General features: G+C 49.6%; 11 protein-coding genes. 7 read left to right on the forward strand and 4 right to left on the reverse strand.

The annotated features are described in order from the left end of the window. Nucleotides 1–118 precede the first annotated feature (118 nt). The 7 genes from wtpA to PHW04_01455 all read left to right on the forward strand — a co-directional run bounded on the left by wtpA (nucleotide 119) and on the right by PHW04_01455 (nucleotide 13,576). The gene (gene wtpA, locus PHW04_01425) at nucleotides 119–1,063 is read left to right on the forward strand and encodes a tungstate ABC transporter substrate-binding protein WtpA (GenBank protein ID MDD2714532.1); all 945 of its coding nucleotides are present in this window, start codon (nucleotides 119–121) and stop codon (nucleotides 1,061–1,063) included. Further along, on the forward strand, nucleotides 1,060–1,722 hold the full coding sequence (locus PHW04_01430) for a hypothetical protein (GenBank protein ID MDD2714533.1): 663 nt from the start codon (nucleotides 1,060–1,062) through the stop codon (nucleotides 1,720–1,722). Before wtpA ends, PHW04_01430 begins: the two co-directional genes overlap by 4 nt. Further along, on the forward strand, nucleotides 1,700–2,935 hold the full coding sequence (locus PHW04_01435; protein ID MDD2714534.1) for an ABC transporter permease: 1,236 nt from the start codon (nucleotides 1,700–1,702) through the stop codon (nucleotides 2,933–2,935). The genes PHW04_01430 and PHW04_01435 overlap by 23 nt, the downstream gene beginning before the upstream one ends. Continuing rightward, entirely contained in the window at nucleotides 2,901–3,923 is a 1,023-nt protein-coding gene (locus tag PHW04_01440) for a 4Fe-4S binding protein (protein ID MDD2714535.1), read from the forward strand. The genes PHW04_01435 and PHW04_01440 overlap by 35 nt, the downstream gene beginning before the upstream one ends. After that, complete coding sequence (locus PHW04_01445; protein ID MDD2714536.1) at nucleotides 3,916–5,229, forward strand: PQQ-like beta-propeller repeat protein; 1,314 nt, start codon at nucleotides 3,916–3,918, stop codon at nucleotides 5,227–5,229. The genes PHW04_01440 and PHW04_01445 overlap by 8 nt, the downstream gene beginning before the upstream one ends. Nucleotides 5,230–5,362: 133 nt before the next feature. After that, entirely contained in the window at nucleotides 5,363–10,114 is a 4,752-nt protein-coding gene (locus tag PHW04_01450) for a tetratricopeptide repeat protein (GenBank protein MDD2714537.1), read from the forward strand. Between the two features lie 78 nt (nucleotides 10,115–10,192). Beyond that, nucleotides 10,193–13,576 (forward strand): HEAT repeat domain-containing protein, encoded by a 3,384-nt coding sequence (locus PHW04_01455; protein MDD2714538.1) that lies wholly within the window; start codon nucleotides 10,193–10,195, stop codon nucleotides 13,574–13,576. Here PHW04_01455 and PHW04_01460 read toward each other — a convergent pair. Genes PHW04_01460 through lpxC form a run of 4 tightly spaced genes read right to left on the reverse strand, consistent with a single transcriptional unit; the run spans nucleotide 13,569 to nucleotide 16,819 of the window. Then, nucleotides 13,569–14,105: an isoprenylcysteine carboxylmethyltransferase family protein gene (locus PHW04_01460; GenBank protein ID MDD2714539.1), complete on the reverse strand. Its 537-nt coding sequence runs from the start codon at nucleotides 14,103–14,105 to the stop codon at nucleotides 13,569–13,571. The genes PHW04_01455 and PHW04_01460 overlap by 8 nt on opposite strands. Before the next feature lie 18 nt (nucleotides 14,106–14,123). Continuing rightward, nucleotides 14,124–14,774: a phosphoribosyltransferase family protein gene (locus PHW04_01465; protein MDD2714540.1), complete on the reverse strand. Its 651-nt coding sequence runs from the start codon at nucleotides 14,772–14,774 to the stop codon at nucleotides 14,124–14,126. After that, nucleotides 14,774–15,532 (reverse strand): acyl-ACP--UDP-N-acetylglucosamine O-acyltransferase, encoded by a 759-nt coding sequence (gene lpxA / locus PHW04_01470; protein MDD2714541.1) that lies wholly within the window; start codon nucleotides 15,530–15,532, stop codon nucleotides 14,774–14,776. Before lpxA ends, PHW04_01465 begins: the two co-directional genes overlap by 1 nt. Before the next feature lie 9 nt (nucleotides 15,533–15,541). Continuing rightward, on the reverse strand, nucleotides 15,542–16,819 hold the full coding sequence (gene lpxC, locus PHW04_01475) for a UDP-3-O-acyl-N-acetylglucosamine deacetylase (GenBank protein ID MDD2714542.1): 1,278 nt from the start codon (nucleotides 16,817–16,819) through the stop codon (nucleotides 15,542–15,544). Between the last annotated feature and the right edge of the window lie 195 nt (nucleotides 16,820–17,014).

Below are 17,014 nucleotides of genomic sequence, written 5' to 3' on the forward strand. Positions count from 1 at the left end.
ATCTGGAAACTATCAGTAATTTTATCCGCGATCCTGCTATCTGTCAACTAAGCCCAAAGATAACTATTTACCAAATATTGTGGTCTCGGGTAAAAGATAATGTTAAACTTTAAACGGAATGAGAAAATCAACCGGATTTTTTTACCTCTTGATTTTAGCCGGGACTCTGCTTTGCAAGGGCTGCGGGGACTCTCCCCAGGTGATTGTCTTTCATGCCGGCAGCCTTTCCAGGCTGATGTCTGATCTGAAAGCCGGATTCGAAGCCGCTAATCCCGGGGTGGAAGTCATCCTGGAGGCCTCAGGAAGCATCCCTGCCTGCCGTAAAACCTCTGAGCTGCATCGCCAGGCAGACATCATCGCAGTCTCGGATTCTCAGGTAATTGAAAGACTGCTTTATCCGAAGTTTTCTGACTGGTCCCTTGTTTTCGCAGGAAATAAAATGGGAATAGCCTATGGGGAACATTCGAAATACGGCGAAGAAATTAATTCAGACAACTGGTTTGAAATCCTCTCCCGCAAGGACGTGAAACTTGGACGGGCCGATCCTGACCTTGATCCCTGCGGCTATCGCACGCTTTTCTGCTGGAAGCTATCAGACGTTTTCTATCAGGAAAAGCTTGCCGGGAAAAGCATCGCCGCCTCACTTGAAGCGAACTGCCCTCCGGCAAACATGCGGCCGTTCGAGCTGGAACTGGTGGCACTCCTGCAGAGCTATGCTTTGGATTACGTTTTCATCTATGAATCGATCGCCAGGCAGTTCAATCTGAAGTTTGTGGACCTTCCGGATAAAATCAATCTGGGTACCACCACAGAAGCCGCTTTTTATTCCAGCGTGGATTTCCAAGTAAACGGAGGCGGGGAGAAGGAATTTACAGTCTCTGGGCAACAGATCTGTTATGCCTTCACGATCCCTGAAAGTGCTCCCCACCCGCAATTGGCCCTCAAATTCGGTGAATTCATGCTGAAAAGCAGGGAAATCTCCGACAACTTCTATCAGACAGTGGAAGCAGCCTCGCTGCACCCCGAAAATCTTCCTCGTGAACTGAGGAAACTGCTGCCATGAAAAGCCGGATTCTCATGCTGTGCGCCGTTTTTCTGCTGAGAATTGCTTCAGCCTGTCCGGCTTACACAGTGATGGATTCAACCAACAATGACATGAAGGCGGCTTCAGCCAAACTATACTGGAGCGTGATCTTCTCGCTGAACAAATATGAGACCGGAACTTCGGAAGCGTCAGTTTTCAGAACTAACTGGGATCAGCTTTCCTCTGTCTGGATGTTGTTTCAGACTAAGCTCGAAAACTGGCTGCGCCTGCTGCCTGAAGATCTGGGGCGGAAGGACTGGGAAAACGCCCTGAAGTCATTCTCTGATAACATCCAGACCATTAGAACCCAGATCGCGGCAGGCAGCCTGGAAATTTCGCTGGCAACAGCAGCCGAACTCAAAACAGAACTCCTGCTTTTTTATCATTGCAATCCCCTGGACGGGGCAAAATATGCAGCTGAAACAGGCGATAAATTGCTGCTTGCAAAAGTGGCTGCGAATCTCTCCCTTCTCAAGGACCTCCCTGAACCATTGCTTGAATTCCGGAAACACCTGAATAGTCTTTATGAGAATTTCGACGATGCGCACTGCAGGGAATTTCTTGTCTGGAGGGAATCTCAAAGAATAAATCTGAAGAAGGAGTTGAGCGCTTACTTTGAAAAGCACAGCTGGTATTGACAGAATCGCAGCCGCTTTAGTCGTGCTGATACTGATCCACCTGCTTGTCTTTCCTCAGGTGATCGAAAAAATTCCCTTGCCAGGAGGAAAGACTGCCACAGACTGGCCGCTGGTGATGGTTGTATTCTGCGCCAATCTCTTTTTTTTACTCTCCGGTTCCCTGCAGAGTGGAAGGCGCGGTTTCAGCTGGGAAATCTTTTTGTGCACTTATCTTCTACTGTTCGTGCTGATTTTCGTCCTGGCCGGGCGAGTGCTGTTCTTTGTGCTTTCGATATTTATGCTCTCAGGCTTGTATCATGACAAGCGCAAGCTGGGCTACCTTTTCCTGTTCCTGGCCTCGGTTCTGCTGGTATCAGCTTACTGGATCCCTGCTTTTATCTTATTTTCATTTCTTTACTACATTGTCCTGGAAACTGCCGGCAGAGTGGAAAATACCATGGAGAAGATATTCCTGGGCATCGGAATCTTACTTCTGCTCCTGCTGCTTTTCCCATTGATCAACCTGCTCTTTCAGTTCCAGGCGCAGACGCTTGTCGCATCCTTTTCTCCGGCACTGAAAGAGGCCCTGTTTACCAGTTGCCTGACCAGCGCGGTCTCCACGATCCTGATCCTTTTATTCGGTATACCGCTCGCTTACATCATGGCCAGAAAGGAATTCGGCTGTAAACCTGTGATCGACGCGCTGATCGACCTGCCGATCATGGTTCCCCAGACTGCAGCGGGGATAGCGATCCTGGTGCTGCTGGGGCCGAATACCCCGCTGGGAGAATTCTTTTCCGGATGTTTCGGTCTCTCTTTTGCCGGGAGCTATCTCGGGATCATCGCCTGCCAGATGTTCGTGAGCAGTCCTTTCCTGCTGCGTTCCGCGATCCATGCCTTCTCTGGAGTAGACCGCAGGCTGGAGAATGTCAGCCGTTCGCTCGGTGCGAAACCCCTGGCCACATTTCTCCGCGTCTCGCTGCCCCTGGCTTCTGCCGGTATCTTCAACGGCTGCATCCTCTGCTTTTCCAGAGCCATCTCCGAAGCCGGCAGCCTGATGATAGTCGCCTACAGGCCGGCCACAATCCCGATTCTGATCGACGACAACTTTTCCCGCTTCGGAGTGCGTGAAGCGGCTCCACTCTCAGTGCTGTTCATAATCATCTGCCTCTGGGGTTTCATAGTTTTGAAATGGCTTTATGAGACCAGGAAGAAGGCGGTGCTGCTGCCGTGACGGAGAAAAATCCCAGATGAACATCAGCTATCCGATCAAAAAACTCATGTCTGAACCGCTGCTTCCCATCAAAGGCAGCTGGATCGATGCCTTTCCTCTCTTACTGGTGTTCGGAATTTTACTTCTAGCTGCATTCCTCTTAGCCAGGAAAACCAGTTTCCACGAAATCCTGCGGAATCTCTGCCGGATCATGACTGCCTTCATTTTCGTATTCTTTCTCTTCAAGTGCCTCTGCATCGTCAAGCTTGCAGCTTTCGGATTTTCCGAGATCGGCAAGGACGACCTGATCTCATTTTCCATGCTCTGGCTGATCGCGGTCGTGGGCTCCGCGACTTTCCTGTTTGGCCGGATTTTCTGCGGTTTTCTCTGCCCGGTAGGGTTTCTGCAGGAAATATCCGGACGCTTTTCTCCGCTGAAACAAAGCTTCACGAAAAAAATCTATCTTTCCCTGCTTCTGATTCTGTCATCTCTGCTTCTCTATGAAGTCTGGCCTGCCAATGAGTTCGCCTTTGAATTCGTGATTGCCATCCTGAGCTTTATCATGGTGGGGATAGCGCTGCTGGTTCAATTCAGGCCTGATCTGGAACCTGCCCTGTTGAAAGCGAAGTATCCGATCCTGGCGGTCTACCTCTTCATCAGCGTGCTGGGAATCTATTTCAGTGAGGTCTGGTGCACCCTGTATGGAGCTGAAATCGACTATTCTTCGATCATTTCACTGCCCCTGGTGATTCTGGCCGCCCTGGCTGTCGGCATGCCATACTGCCGCTATGTCTGCCCGACCGGTTTTTTCCTGGCCCTCTGCAGTAAAACTTCTTTGTACTCCATCCACGGCAATTGCATTGACTGCGGCATGCCCTGCGGGAAAATATGTCCTTCAGGCGCTCTTTTCAAGGGAAAAATCGATCCCCTGCTCTGCATCTCATGCGGACGCTGCATAAAGAACTGCACTGCAGAATACAGAAGGCGAGACGGAAAACCGGATGTTTAAATGGCTCCTGATACCGCTTCTGCTCCTTTCCTGTACCGCTCAGGCAGCCGCAATTCCAGCTGACGATTCACCCTGGTACATGGCAGGAGGCGGCCCGGGCAAGGAAAACTGCACGAATCTGAATTTTGATACACTCGAACTGCTCTGGACTTTTTCGCCAGGCCTGCATGTCTGGGAATACAGAAAAAGGATGAGCGTCTGGTCGGAATCAGTGGTTGCCGGAACTGTCTCAGGCAGGCCCCTGCTTTTCTGCGGCAGCTATGATCACAATCTCTATTGCCTTGACGCCCGGACTGGCGCAAAGGTCTGGCGCTTCTCCACCGGCCTGCCGATCAACTCCTCCCCCTTGCTGATCGATTCCCAAAATGGGACCCGAGTATTCGTGGTTTCCACTGACAGGGTGGCCTACTGCCTGGATGCAGGTACAGGCAGTAAAATCTGGTCCAGAGAGATCTATCCCTGGACTTTCACGGCTTTCGACGGCATCTTCCCTTCCCCGATCTCTGGTTCAGTGGGAAAGCGGGAACGCATTTTTCTCTCTGCCTGGTATGCGGACAACAAGCCGGTCAGGCCTGAACAGGCCGGCGTCGTTTTCTGCCTGGACCCTGAAACCGGGAGCACGGTCTGGATGAAGGCTGTCGGGAAAAGTCCCCTGTATTCGCCGGCCTTTATCAAGAAGGGTGACGGCGGCTGCCTGTACATCACTTCCGAAGACGGCAACATCTATTGTTTTGACGCAGAAAACGGCAGCCTGCTCTGGAAACACACCACTGCAGTCAATATGTCGTCTTCGCCAATGGTTGCAGCGACTCCGCAAAGGCGGCTTTACTCGGGAAACCTATTCGGGGTCTACTATGCACTTGACGCGGATTCCGGGGAGGAAATCTGGACATGCAAAATGGGAATGCAATGCATTTACCCGGGAGCATTGACCGGTTTGGGTGGAACTGTCCGCCTCTTTGTCGCGAATTTTGACCGCAATCTATATTGTCTCGACGCCAGGGAAGGCACAGTTTTATGGAAATTCCAAACCGGAAAGTACAATGCAAGTTCACCGCTTTTGATCAATTTCAAGGGGGAGCAGGCTGTAGTTTTCCCATCACTGGATAACTCGCTTTATGTAGTACGGGCTTCAGACGGGAGCAGGATCTGGGAATACCGGATGGGAGAACGGCTCTGGGCTTATGATACAAGAGGGTGGACGCTCTGGCCGTCTCCGGTGGCTGTCAGGCTCGAAGGGAGAGCCCTTCTTCTGTTACCATGGTATGATGGGAAGATATATGCATTCAGTGCCGGTGCCGGCTGATTATTTCGCGCTGTACAGCTGGTGGAAACAAACGGGGGAAAATCCCTGATTGCTTTGATTTGACTGCATTTCAATAGTTTAGTATCATCAATCATGCGTGAAATTATGTTGGTTGTTCAACGGAGCCTCTCAGATGACTGAATTAGATAAAAATCCACATCATGCCGTCAATGAGCAGATACGTTTACTGCTGCAATCCGAAGATGAGACTGAACGCAAGCAGGCGATCATCCAGCTCGCCAAAAAACCGAGCCGCGAAAATTTCCTGACGCTGCAGAAAATAGCTGATTTCGATGAATCGGTCGAAGTGCGGTTTTATGCCAAAAAAGCCTTGAATGTTCTGAAAAGCAGAATCACTCCCAAATTGTCCGAAAAGAAAACCGCCTATTTCAGTCCTGCTGAAATCGAGAATTTTTTTGAAGGAAAGACCGAAAGCAGCCAGGCGGTACCGATCATTCAACACCTGGTCAATACTGGTTTGAAAGAAAAGCTCCCGGAGTTGATCACTGTATTGAACCGGGAAAAAGATTCCAACATCCTGGCTGCCCTGCTGATTGCAATCGGCAAATTCGGATCAGAGAGCGAAATTAAAACTATCGCCCCGTTTCTCTCCCACGAAATTCCCAGAGTCAGGGCCAACGCAATCGACGCGCTGGAAATGATCGGCAGCGAGCGGGCCTATCCTTTTGTGATCTCGAAACTGGAGGATGCCGACAACCGAGTCCGAGCCAACGCGGTACGGTTCGTAAGGGAACTCGGCGGAGTGAACACTCTGAAAATACTGCGCACCATGGCCGGTTCTCCCGGTGTCGCGATGCGCGCCTCGGCAGCCTATGTGCTGCAGTATTTCCCCACTCAGGAAAACATGGAAACTGTATTGACATTATTCAATGACCGCGATCTGACTGTCAGGAACAATGCGCTTAAAACCCTGCTGATCTTTAAAAAGAAAGGAGTGGGGAAAGCGGAAGAGATCTTGAAAAAGCTGGGCAAAGAGGCAGAAATAAAAGCGGAAAGCCTGGAAGAGATCGAACATGAAACGCAGGACACTGCCGAGACAAGGGACAGGCTGAAGACCGTATTGAACAGTTCAGACCCGGGGATGCGGCTGAAAGCGATAGTGGATACAGTGGAAAAAGGCTCAGGCGGAGCAATACTGCTGGAGCATCTTTCAAAAGAAAATGATCACAAGGCAATCGCCACTATCATTATCGGTCTGGGAAAACTCCAGTATCGGAAGGCACTTCCGGTGCTGGTAAAATATCTTAAATCAAAAGATGCACGCTGCCGGGCAAATGCTGTTGAGGCAATCAGGTTAATCAATGATAAAGACAAATTAAAGGAAATAATCCCGCTTTTGAAGGATGAGAACAACCGGACCCGGGCGAACTCGATCCTGGCTTTGAAAGATGAGAAAAACGCCGGAATCTATGCCTCGCTGCTTGAGATGGTCAAATCTGAAACGAAAGAGATGCAGCTGTCCGTGATCTACGTCATCATGGAGCTTGAAGATCTGGATTACTATGAATTTCTGCTCGAACTTGAAAGGTCAGGGCATCCGGAAGTCTCGAAAAAAGCACGCGACAGCATTAAAACACTGGAAAGTCAGGGCATAAAAGTTCTGATAAAAACGGAAACCGAACGCTCGAGCCGGGTGTTCCGGATCTATGTCAGTTCGACCTTCAGCGACCTCAGGGAAGAGAGGGAAGCGCTCCAGGCGAAAGTTTTCCCGAAGTTGAGTAAGCTCTGCCGGCAGCATGGCTATCGTTTTCAGGCTGTCGACCTGCGCTTTTTGATTACGGAAGAAGATGCAATAGACCAGCAGACGATGAAGATCTGTTTATCCGAAATCAAACGCTGCCAGGCAGTCTCCCCCAGGCCTAATTTCATGATTCTTCTCGGTGACCGCTATGGCTGGCGGCCGCTTCCTGCCGAGATACCGGAAAGTGAATATTATAAAATTTCGGAAAAGCTCCGCGTGAAAATAAAAATGGGTAAATTCACGGCCGAAGACCTGAAACTGCTTGATTCATGGTATAAACGCGACCTGAACGCTTTATCCAAAAAAAAGGATTCTGAAACCTTATGGGTATTGCAGCAGCGGACAGGCGAATATGCAGAATTGAAATGCTGGGAGAAAGTTGAACAGAGGCTTTCTCATATCTTGAGACAGGCGACAGGAGATTTCCAGGGGGATCGACGCCTGTTTTATAATGTCTCAGCCGTTGCGCAGGAAATTGTCAAGGGTGCCCTGGAACACAGCAAAAACGCCAAAAAGCATGTATTCTGCTTTTTCAGGAAAATATCCAATCTGGATGATCTGAAAATAGACTTGCGCTCAAAGAAATCACAAGTTAAAGATTTTGTTGATACTGATGCGGGAGGTGCCTTTGATCAGGAATCCCATGGCCTGTCGGATTCACTCAAGAACATGTTGTACAAGACCCTGCCTCAAAACATCTTTGAATACGATGCCAGATGGGAAAAAGGCAAGCTGACGACCGGCCATATCGATAAAATGTGCCGGGATGTTTATCAGGCGCTGTCCTGCGTCATCCTGGATAAAATAGCGCATGACGTCAAACTTACCCCGCTCGCCAAAGAAATCATTAACCATGAAAATTTCCGCTTGAAAATAGCAAAAAACTTTACCGGGCGGGGGGAATACCGGAAGTTCATCGCGGATTATCTGAAACCTGATGTAGAGCCAAAGGCACCCCTGGCGATTTACGGGCAAGCAGGCAGCGGAAAATCCGCTTTACTGGCTCAGTCGATCTCCGATGCGATTGAAAAATATGGTAGAAATACGGAGCAGAGCACGTTTGTTGTAATCCATAGGTTTTTAGGGAACACGCCCGATTCATCGACTCTTCACTCATTACTGGAAAGCCTCTGCCGCCAGATAGCCCATCATTATGGCATTGATGAAAAATCGATCCCTTGTGATGATGACGGCCTGGAAATGAAATTCCTGGAATTACTGAGATCAGCTACTGCCAGAAAACCGCTGCTCCTGTTTCTGGACGCTCTGGATCAACTGCCGAATGATAACCATGCCCATGAATTGAGATGGTTGCCTCCCGAAATTCCGGAAAACGTCAGGTTGGTGGTCTCGACATCTGCCGGCGCGATCACGGCAAACGACAAGTCCAGGGATGATTCAGAAAGTTGCCTGGAGCATCTGAAGAAAAAGATCCCTCAGGAAAACATCAAAGAACTGCAAAATATGCCAGCCAGTGAAGGCTCGCTTCTGCTGGATTGCTGGTTAAAAAAAGCCGGCCGCCAATTGACGGGAGAACAGCGCTCCCTGATTCTGGATAATTTCAAAAGGAACGGCAATCCCCTTTATTTGAAAATTGCCTTTGGGGAAGCCAGACGCTGGAAATCATTTACAAAGCCTGAAGAAATAAAGTTGAGCGCTGACCTGGCCGGCATCATCAAAGACCTGTTTAAGCGCCTGTCTCTGCCCCAGAACTGCGGAGAAATGATTGTCTCCCGCATACTTGGTTATCTTGCCGCAGGCCGCAATGGATTATCCGAAGAAGAGCTTTTGGAGATTCTGGCTGCTGATCCTGATTTTTATGGTTATCTTGACAGCCAGCTGCATTTAAGACTGCAAAAGTCCATAGAGAAAAAACAGATCCCGTTCGTGGTCTGGGCACGGCTTCATTTTGAACTCGCTCCCTATCTTTTAGAAAGCATGATCGGTGGATCATACCTGCTGACTTTCCTGCACAGGCAGTTCAGCATGGCCGCAAAAGAAATGTATCTTTCGGGTCAGGATAGAAAGAAGCTGCATCAGGTTCTGGCCGGATATTTCGAGAATAATCCGGGAATGGATGACAGGAAATTTGACGAACTGCCCTGGCAGCTGTGCCGGGCTGAGAACTGGTCAGGCCTGAAAGATTGTATTACAGATCTCTCTATGTTTAAAAAATTCCTGCTGGAGGGAAGAAGATCCGAATTGACAGGTTACTGGGCTTCTCTTGCCGGCAGATTCGATATGGTCCAGTCATACAATCTGATGATCGAAAATCATGAAAACACTTCTCCTGCAGCCGCCGACTTCGCACTTTTAATAAATCAGACTGCCTCTTTCCTGCAAGATAATGCAAGATATGAAGGAGCTGAATCACTTTTCCGCAAAGCTCTGTCAATACAGGAAAAGGAAGTGGGGTCAGAACACCCTGACACAGCCCTCAGCCTGAACAATCTTGCCACTCTGCTTAAAAATAAAGGTGACTATGGTGGAGCGGAACTGCTTTACTATAGGGCTCTGGCGATCTGGGAAAAGGCCTTGGGCCCGGATCACCCGAACACGGCCCTCAGCCTGAACGATCTTGCAATGCTGCTTTACAATAAAGGGGACTATGAAGGTGCTGAGCCCCTTTTACGCAAGGCTCTGGCAATCAGGGAAAAGTCATTGGGTCCCGAGCACCCGGATACTGCCCTGAGTCTGAACAATTTTGCCATGCTGCTTTACAATAAAGAGGACTATCAGGAAGCTGAACCCCTTTTGCGCAAGGCCTTGGCGATCTGGGAAAAAGTTCTGGGACCGGAGCACCCAGATACCGCTCGAAGCCTGGACAATCTGGCAGGGCTTTTGAAAAATAAGGGAAGCTATTGCGAAGCTGAGCCGCTTTACCGCAGGGCTCTGGCAATCAGGGAGAAGGTATTGGATCCCGAACACCCTGATACCGCTCTCTCCCTCCACAATCTTGCGACTCTGCTTGTGACAATGGGAGACAATCTGGGAGCGGAACCCCTTTATCGCAGAGCTCTGATAATCTGGGAAAAGGTGCTGACCCCTGACCATCCATGGACACGAGCTGCCAGAAACAATCTGGATTCTCTGTTACAGCGAAAGCAAAAAGGCACTGTTTGAGTCAGCACCGCTTTCAGACAACTTTATTAGTTTTCTAAACTCTGATAAAATGTCATAAAAAATTAATCCGGAAAAAATATGCCTTCTAAAATTGTCTCTCAGAATCTCTCGATCATGATCACCGACATCCAGGGATTTTCTAATACTACAACCTCCAGTTCCCGTTCGGAGATTGTGGATCTGATCCGCAGGCACAAACAGCTGATGGTGCCGGTAATTGAATTTTACAAGGGCCGGATCTACAAGACCATGGGTGATGCTTTTCTGTGCGGCTTCAACAGTGCAACAGATGCAGTGGTCTGTGCCCTGATCGTCCAGCTGGTGCTCAAAGAATTCAATGACCGGCTGCATGACGAGAGCAAGCAGATGCTGATCAGGGTTGTAATCAACTCCGGAGACGTGACCATCGAGGAAAACGATGTTTTCGGCGATGCGGTTAATATAGCGGCCAGGATGGAAGCCCTGCCCTGCTTTCCTGGCGGTTCGATCGGCATCAGTGAATCCACATATCTTCTAATGAATCGCAGTGAAATAGTGTCTGAAAAGATCGGGCCGATGGAGCTTAAAGGCATTACCGAACCTGTGACCGTCTACCAGGTACCTGTGGCGAAACAGAAACTTACTTCAATTCCCAGGCATCTGCTGGAACTGATAGAATCAGTGTTCGATTCCAAGGATGCGAATCCTGAGACAGTCAAGCAGTGGAATGAGTCGATCCGCAATTTTCTGGGTGCCAAGCCTGAATCCGTATCCGGCCCGTCGAAAATTCAGGAAACACCCGACAAACTCAAGCTGAAAGCCGTCAAATCAGGGACAACCCATGTTGAAAAAACAACCCATCCTCCGGAGGTACAGAAGGCGGTTCCGGAAGCTAAGGGCGGCAAAAAGAGTTTCAGAGACCTGAAAAATGAAGCTGATCCGCTCCAGGGGTTGATCTCAGACCCATTCAGCGGAAAAAAAGGCAAAGAAGGAATTGCGGTGAAACGGGTGGGGAATGCGGAAATTTCTCAGCCTCATGTTGCTGTTAAGCCTCCCCGTACTCCAAATATTACCAGAGACCAGAAACCAGCTCAACCAAAACCCGCCGAAGCTGAACCCTTCGGAATGCAGAAGCTGCTGTTTCTGCTGGGTCTGCTTTCCCTGAGCCTCTGCCTGATTTTTTTCATGGTCCAGTACAGAAATGATCCCCGCCTCAACCTTCGTTTATATTCTTTCGGCCTGATCAGCAAGAATTACGCAACTTCCCGAATTTCAGCGGAATTCCCTTTCCAGAATCCCGACATGCGCATTTTCATCATCAAATCCCTGATCGAAATAAAAGCTGACCCCAAAGAAGTGCTGCTGCTGATTTTTTCATCCCTGAAAGATCAGGCTGCCCAGGTTGCGGATTTCGCTGCCAAAAAATTGGATGATTATCTGAGAAACGACCCTGCTGCTTTTTCCGCACTGCTTCTTCTGCAGAAACACCGCAACCCGGATCTGGCTTCACAGGCTGCTCAAAAAATCAGATCAATCGGAGCCGATGATTTAGGGAAAATTCTCTCAAATTCGCTGAACAGCCAGGATCCTCTGGTCAGGGCAATGGCTTTGAAAGCTTATGCCGGCAGATCCGATGCACAGCAGGTGAGCCGGAAATTCCTGAGCGATGCCGATCCCCAGGTCAGGCTAGCTGCGCTCGACACCTGTTCAGGTTCGGACAGCAGTGAAACCACTGCCTCGGCACTGGCCGAATGCCTGGCCGACCCTGACACTGAAGTCCGAAAAGCAGCTGTGACTGCGCTGAAGCATTTCATCAGTTTTCCGTCATCTCTGGCCGCAACTCTGATCAAGGCCGTCAAAAGCGATGATCCGCAGGTGCGCCTGCTGGCGGTTTCCGCGCTGGGAACCGCCGGCTGCAACAGCAGCGAAGTTATTGCATCTCTAAAGGAAGCCATGTCCGATCCAAATAAGCAGATCAATCTCCAGGCAATCCGTTCACTCCAGATGCTGGGAAATGCCCAGACCTCCCTGCCTGAAATGATCAAGGCTCTTTCGGACAAGAATCAAAAAATCAGCGGTTCCGCTTCAGAAACTCTTGCCAGCCTTCTTGCCAGCGAGGCGGCAATTCCATCGCTTGCGAACTGTATTTCAGATCCCGATCACAGCGTCAGACTGTATGCGGCGAATGCCCTGGGAAATTTCGGCAAATCCGCATTGTCTGCTTATCCGATGCTCCTGGATGGTCTGAAAAACTGCGAATCATCAGATCTGAAATGCTTCACAGATGCGCTCAGCAAAATAGGCAGTGATGAGCCGGGCACAATTCCATATCTTACAAAAGCCCTTTCAGAAAATTCCCAGCGCTTGCGTTTATTCGTGATCGACACACTTGGGCATTACGGTAAAGCTGCCAGCGATACGGCAGTTCAGCTGACACCACTTTATGCTGACGGCAGCAGGGAACTGCGTGGCCAGATTCTTAATACCCTTGGGGAAATCGAACCTGATTTCAAGATCTCCTTTTCCCTCATTTCCAAAGCTCTCACGGACAAGGACGATTCCTTGCGCACTCAAGCGGAAGAAGTCCTGAAAAAACTGGCCGTCTCCACTGATGCGCTTCCATTGCTGCTGGAATCGCTCTCTCATAAAGACCAGACGATCCGTGCCACTGCTGCTTCAACGATCGGATTCTCGAACCAGGACCTGAAACCCGCCATACCTTTGTTGACAAACTGCCTAGCAGACCCGATAAAAACCGTGAAAGACAATGCCGCAGCCTCGCTTATCAGAATTGGCGGACCCGCGGTTTCTTACCTTGGTGCAAAATTGCAGAGTTCGGACAACGCTGAAATCAAATTAGTGCTGGAGGTTCTGGACCGCTTTGGAGACCAGGCAGGAAGCGCAGTCCAGGCGATAGTTCCGAAGCTTAACGACCCTGATCTCGAAATCCGCCGGCTCTGCCTCAAAATCCTGGGAAACGTCCAGTCAGGACCTGAGTGCATTCCCGCTGTAATACAATTGTTAAAGGATAATGACCCTGAGGTCTGCCGGCTGGCAATCAAAGCTCTGGAAAAAAACGGAAGCACTTCTGCTGCGGCTATCCCGGAACTCACAGCCTCGCTTTCAAGTTCAGATCCTTATTTACGCCGTCTGGCCATTAAAGCCCTGGATTCCATTGACATTGACAAGAAAATAACAGGCACAACCCTGATCAGGGCACTCAACGGCAGCGACTCGTATTTGAGGGAATATGCGGATGAAGCTCTGACCCGCATGGATAAAAATCCTCAACTGGCGGTTGCCGCTTATGGAATAGCGCTGCATGACAGCGATCCATTTGTCAGAACCTATGCCGCCAAAGCCCTGAGCAGGTTCGGATCTGGATCCAGGGAATTTATTCCCGTTCTTCAGGAGATGGCTAAGAGCGACGAGAGTTTCACTGTCCGCAGCGCAGCCCAGGAAGCACTGAAAACGATCAAATAAAGCGCTTTCTTCCGAGGAAAATCACTGCCAATAACAGCAGTATCGCCAGGAATGCGTTGTATTCCTTATTCCGCACCGCAAGTTTCAGAGAAAATTTCGACTTGGCATAGGAATGAATCTTAGGAAAAAAAAGGGGAACTTGATTACTGTAATTCTCGAAATCGCTCCCGAAAAAACGTCGCAGATCGCTCTCTTCCTGCCGCATTTTTGGCAGATAGGCACAGCTAAAAGCTATGCAAAAACCAAGGATCAGAGAAACCGGAAGCAGCAGGACTGAAAATCCGAACCCCATCATGAAACTGCCGAAGTAAAGAGGATTTCTGGTCAGGGAGTAAGGCCCGCTCCTGGCGAGCTCTCGATTCTTGGAAATGGTCCCTGCCGCCCAGAAGCGTGTCAGTAATCCGGATAAAATCAGTAAAATTGCGGGTTTTCTAAGTTTCTCTTTCCGATAGCAAAATAAAATCAAGACAAACAGGGCACCCAGGAACTTCCTGAAAAAATTTAATTGCCTGTAGGTCGGTTTTTTCATCACAATCCAGTCCTCTGTTTACATTCTGCCGTCTGTTTCTCCATGCGCCAGCATCAGGCCTCTGATGTCCCAGCCCGGAAAGCTTTCACAGGCTGCACGCAGCGTGCCACCTGTGGTGATAACATCATCAATTATAATGATCCTGCGTTTTTCCGGCAAACTTTCTGCCGGATTCAACCTGAAAGCCCCTGCGGGATTAGTAAGCCTTTGTGATCTGCCCAGCCTGACCTGCCGTTCTGTCCTGCGGGTTTTTAAAAGCAGGGGCCTGACCTGATATCCTGATGCGGCCAGCAGGGCAAGGATCGGGGAAAGATGATCCTGCTCAGGGTTTCCTGCACCACAGAAAGGTGGAATCCCGGCCAGCAGGGTCTCCTTTTCTTCTTCACCCAGCATCCGCTTGAAGATCCCGGCCATTAATGGCGCAAGCTTGAATTTTCCCCTGAATTTATAAGAAATTATCATCTTCCTGACTGTGCCGTCATAGGGATAGGCATAACTGGCTTCGTGCCCGTCAACCTGGATTCTACCCGGATTGAATTCCCGTTCGAGTGCTGTGAGACATTCCATACAGACAATCCTGTCCGGCGGGAGACGGACATCGCAACCAGGGCATTTCAAGGGGAAAAGAAAATTCAGAAACGAGTGGCAGGCTGAGCACAGTTCCTGCATCACCTGATGATGCCGCGACTGCAATTTTTGATGAAATCGATCAGATAACAGACCAGCTCTTCGTGCCCCAGCTCTTTTTCCAGGATTTTAAGCGCCTGAGTATTGTTGAGGCCTGAGCGGAACAAATATCTGTAAGCTTTTTTCAAGGTTGAAAGATCCCGTGGCGACAATCCGGCTCTTTTCAGACCGATCGTATTCAGTCCGCAGATCTCGGCAGGATTGCCGTCGCAGGTGACAAAAGGGACCACATCCTGCACCACTTTGCAGAGTCCTCCGATAATCGCAAGTTTGCCTACCCGGCAGAACTGATGAATCGCCGCCAGTCCCCCGATCACCACATTGTCCTCAATGGTGACATGGCCTCCCATGGTTCCGGAATTGGCTATGATCACATTGTTTCCAACCTTGCAGTGATGGGCGATATGGGAATAAGCCATGATCAGATTGTCGTTACCGATTTCAGTGGGTGTGCCGTCAGCAGGAGACGCATTGATAGTCACATATTCCCTGATGCTGTTGTTGTCCCCGATCTGGACAAAACTCTCTTCTCCTTTATAAGCCAGAGCCTGAGTGATGTTGCCGATCACGGCGCCGGGATGAATCTTGTTGTTTCTGCCGATCCTGGTATGTCCTATGATCACCGCGTGATATCCGATTTCGCTGTGATCCCCTATTTCGACGGAATCCCCGATCACTGCACCATAGCCGATCTTCACCCCTCGACCTATCTGGGCTTTTTTCGAGATATCAGCTTTCATGATCGTCCCTCAGCTCCCTGCATCTACCAGGGAAAACATCAGTTCCCCTGATGCCACAAGTTTTTCATTAACTCTGGCCTCTCCCAGCACCTTACCCATATTTCCCTTCACCTTCAGCACATGAACGGTCAGTTCGAGGCAGTCCCCAGGGATCACAGGCTGACGGAATCTGACATTGTCGATTCCTGTGAAATATGGAAGCTTTCCCGCGTGTTGTGTCTGGGAAAGCATGAAAGCACAGGAGACCTGAGCCATGGCTTCGATGATCAGAACTCCCGGCATCACAGGCTGCTGAGGAAAATGACCGTTGAAAAAGCTCTCATTCGCTGTGACATTTTTGATTCCAACGGCTTTCTTTCCATCCACTATCTCAATGATCCTGTCTACCAGCAGAAAGGGAAAGCGGTGCGGAAGAATTTTCTTGATGTCGTTGATGTTCCAGTTGACAAGGTTCTTGCGGCTCAATAAATCGGTTCTCAGCTGCCTGACCAGTTGGACATTGTGGGCATGCCCTGTCTTGAAGGCTATCACATGTCCGATAATGGGGCGACCGAGAAGATAGAGGTCTCCCAGCACATCCAGAATCTTGTGTCTGACAAATTCATCGGGATACCGCAGGTCAGGGTTGAGAATTTTATCTTCTGAGAGTGCTACAGTATTATCAAGAGATGCACCGAGAGCCTGTCCTTTTTTCTTTAATTCCTCGTAATCCGTTACAAATCCGAATGTGCGGGCACCATTGATCTCCTCGATGAAACCTGCTTCGCTGCTCTCATAATCTACATGCTGCACAGCGATCTTCGGATGAGGATAGTCGATGGTGAAAGAAACCCGCAGGTTTTTATGTGGTATCACCAGTATTTTCTTGTCGTTTTTTGACACCTCATAAAACTTTTCCACTTTGAACACCGGCTGTTCGACTTCAGATTCATGGATGCCGGCTTTGAGTATCGCTTCCACGAACGGACGGGAACTTCCGTCAAGAGCAGGCGGTTCGTTCCCCGAGATTTTTACGGTCACATTGTAAATGTTCATTCCAGCGAATGCCGAAAGCACATGTTCAACCGTATGGACTTTAACATCACCTAAACCAAGCGTGGTCCCGCGCTCGATTCCGACTACATTCTCTACTATAGCCTTGATCTCAGGCTGCCCGGGCAGGTCCATCCGGATGAACTTGACGCCCGAATCCGGTGGAGCAGGTTCGAAAATGACTTCAGTCGGATTTCCCGTGTGCAGCCCCTTGCCGGACAGTTTTATCGGTTCCTTGATTGTTTTCTGCTTCATTGAAGATCCTTTCGGAGAGAGAAAAATACTATGAGGCTCTTACGGATTCCTGTCTGTTAGAGCCTCATGTCCTGACATGATGATCGTCAGGACTCGGGTCTTGAAGAACTCCTTAGATCCCACTCTGAAGAGCCACTTGCAAACTTGTTTGTTAGTGGCTCTCATCCCAAAGCCTTTGGCTTTGGGACGCTACGG

Source organism: Candidatus Wallbacteria bacterium, assembly GCA_028687545.1.
GTDB lineage: Bacteria > Muiribacteriota > JAQTZZ01 > JAQTZZ01 > JAQTZZ01 > JAQTZZ01.

Coding starts and splice junctions, on each gene's coding strand:
- PHW04_01465 (MDD2714540.1), bottom strand. CDS start 14,774: ATGCAGGAACTGTGCTCAGCCTGCCACTCGTTTCTGAATTTTCTTTTC.
- wtpA (MDD2714532.1), top strand. CDS start 119: ATGAGAAAATCAACCGGATTTTTTTACCTCTTGATTTTAGCCGGGACT.
- PHW04_01455 (MDD2714538.1), top strand. CDS start 10,193: ATGCCTTCTAAAATTGTCTCTCAGAATCTCTCGATCATGATCACCGAC.
- lpxA (MDD2714541.1), bottom strand. CDS start 15,532: ATGAAAGCTGATATCTCGAAAAAAGCCCAGATAGGTCGAGGGGTGAAG.
- PHW04_01430 (MDD2714533.1), top strand. CDS start 1,060: ATGAAAAGCCGGATTCTCATGCTGTGCGCCGTTTTTCTGCTGAGAATT.
- PHW04_01460 (MDD2714539.1), bottom strand. CDS start 14,105: ATGAAAAAACCGACCTACAGGCAATTAAATTTTTTCAGGAAGTTCCTG.
- PHW04_01450 (MDD2714537.1), top strand. CDS start 5,363: ATGACTGAATTAGATAAAAATCCACATCATGCCGTCAATGAGCAGATA.
- PHW04_01440 (MDD2714535.1), top strand. CDS start 2,901: ATGAGACCAGGAAGAAGGCGGTGCTGCTGCCGTGACGGAGAAAAATCC.
- lpxC (MDD2714542.1), bottom strand. CDS start 16,819: ATGAAGCAGAAAACAATCAAGGAACCGATAAAACTGTCCGGCAAGGGG.
- PHW04_01445 (MDD2714536.1), top strand. CDS start 3,916: ATGTTTAAATGGCTCCTGATACCGCTTCTGCTCCTTTCCTGTACCGCT.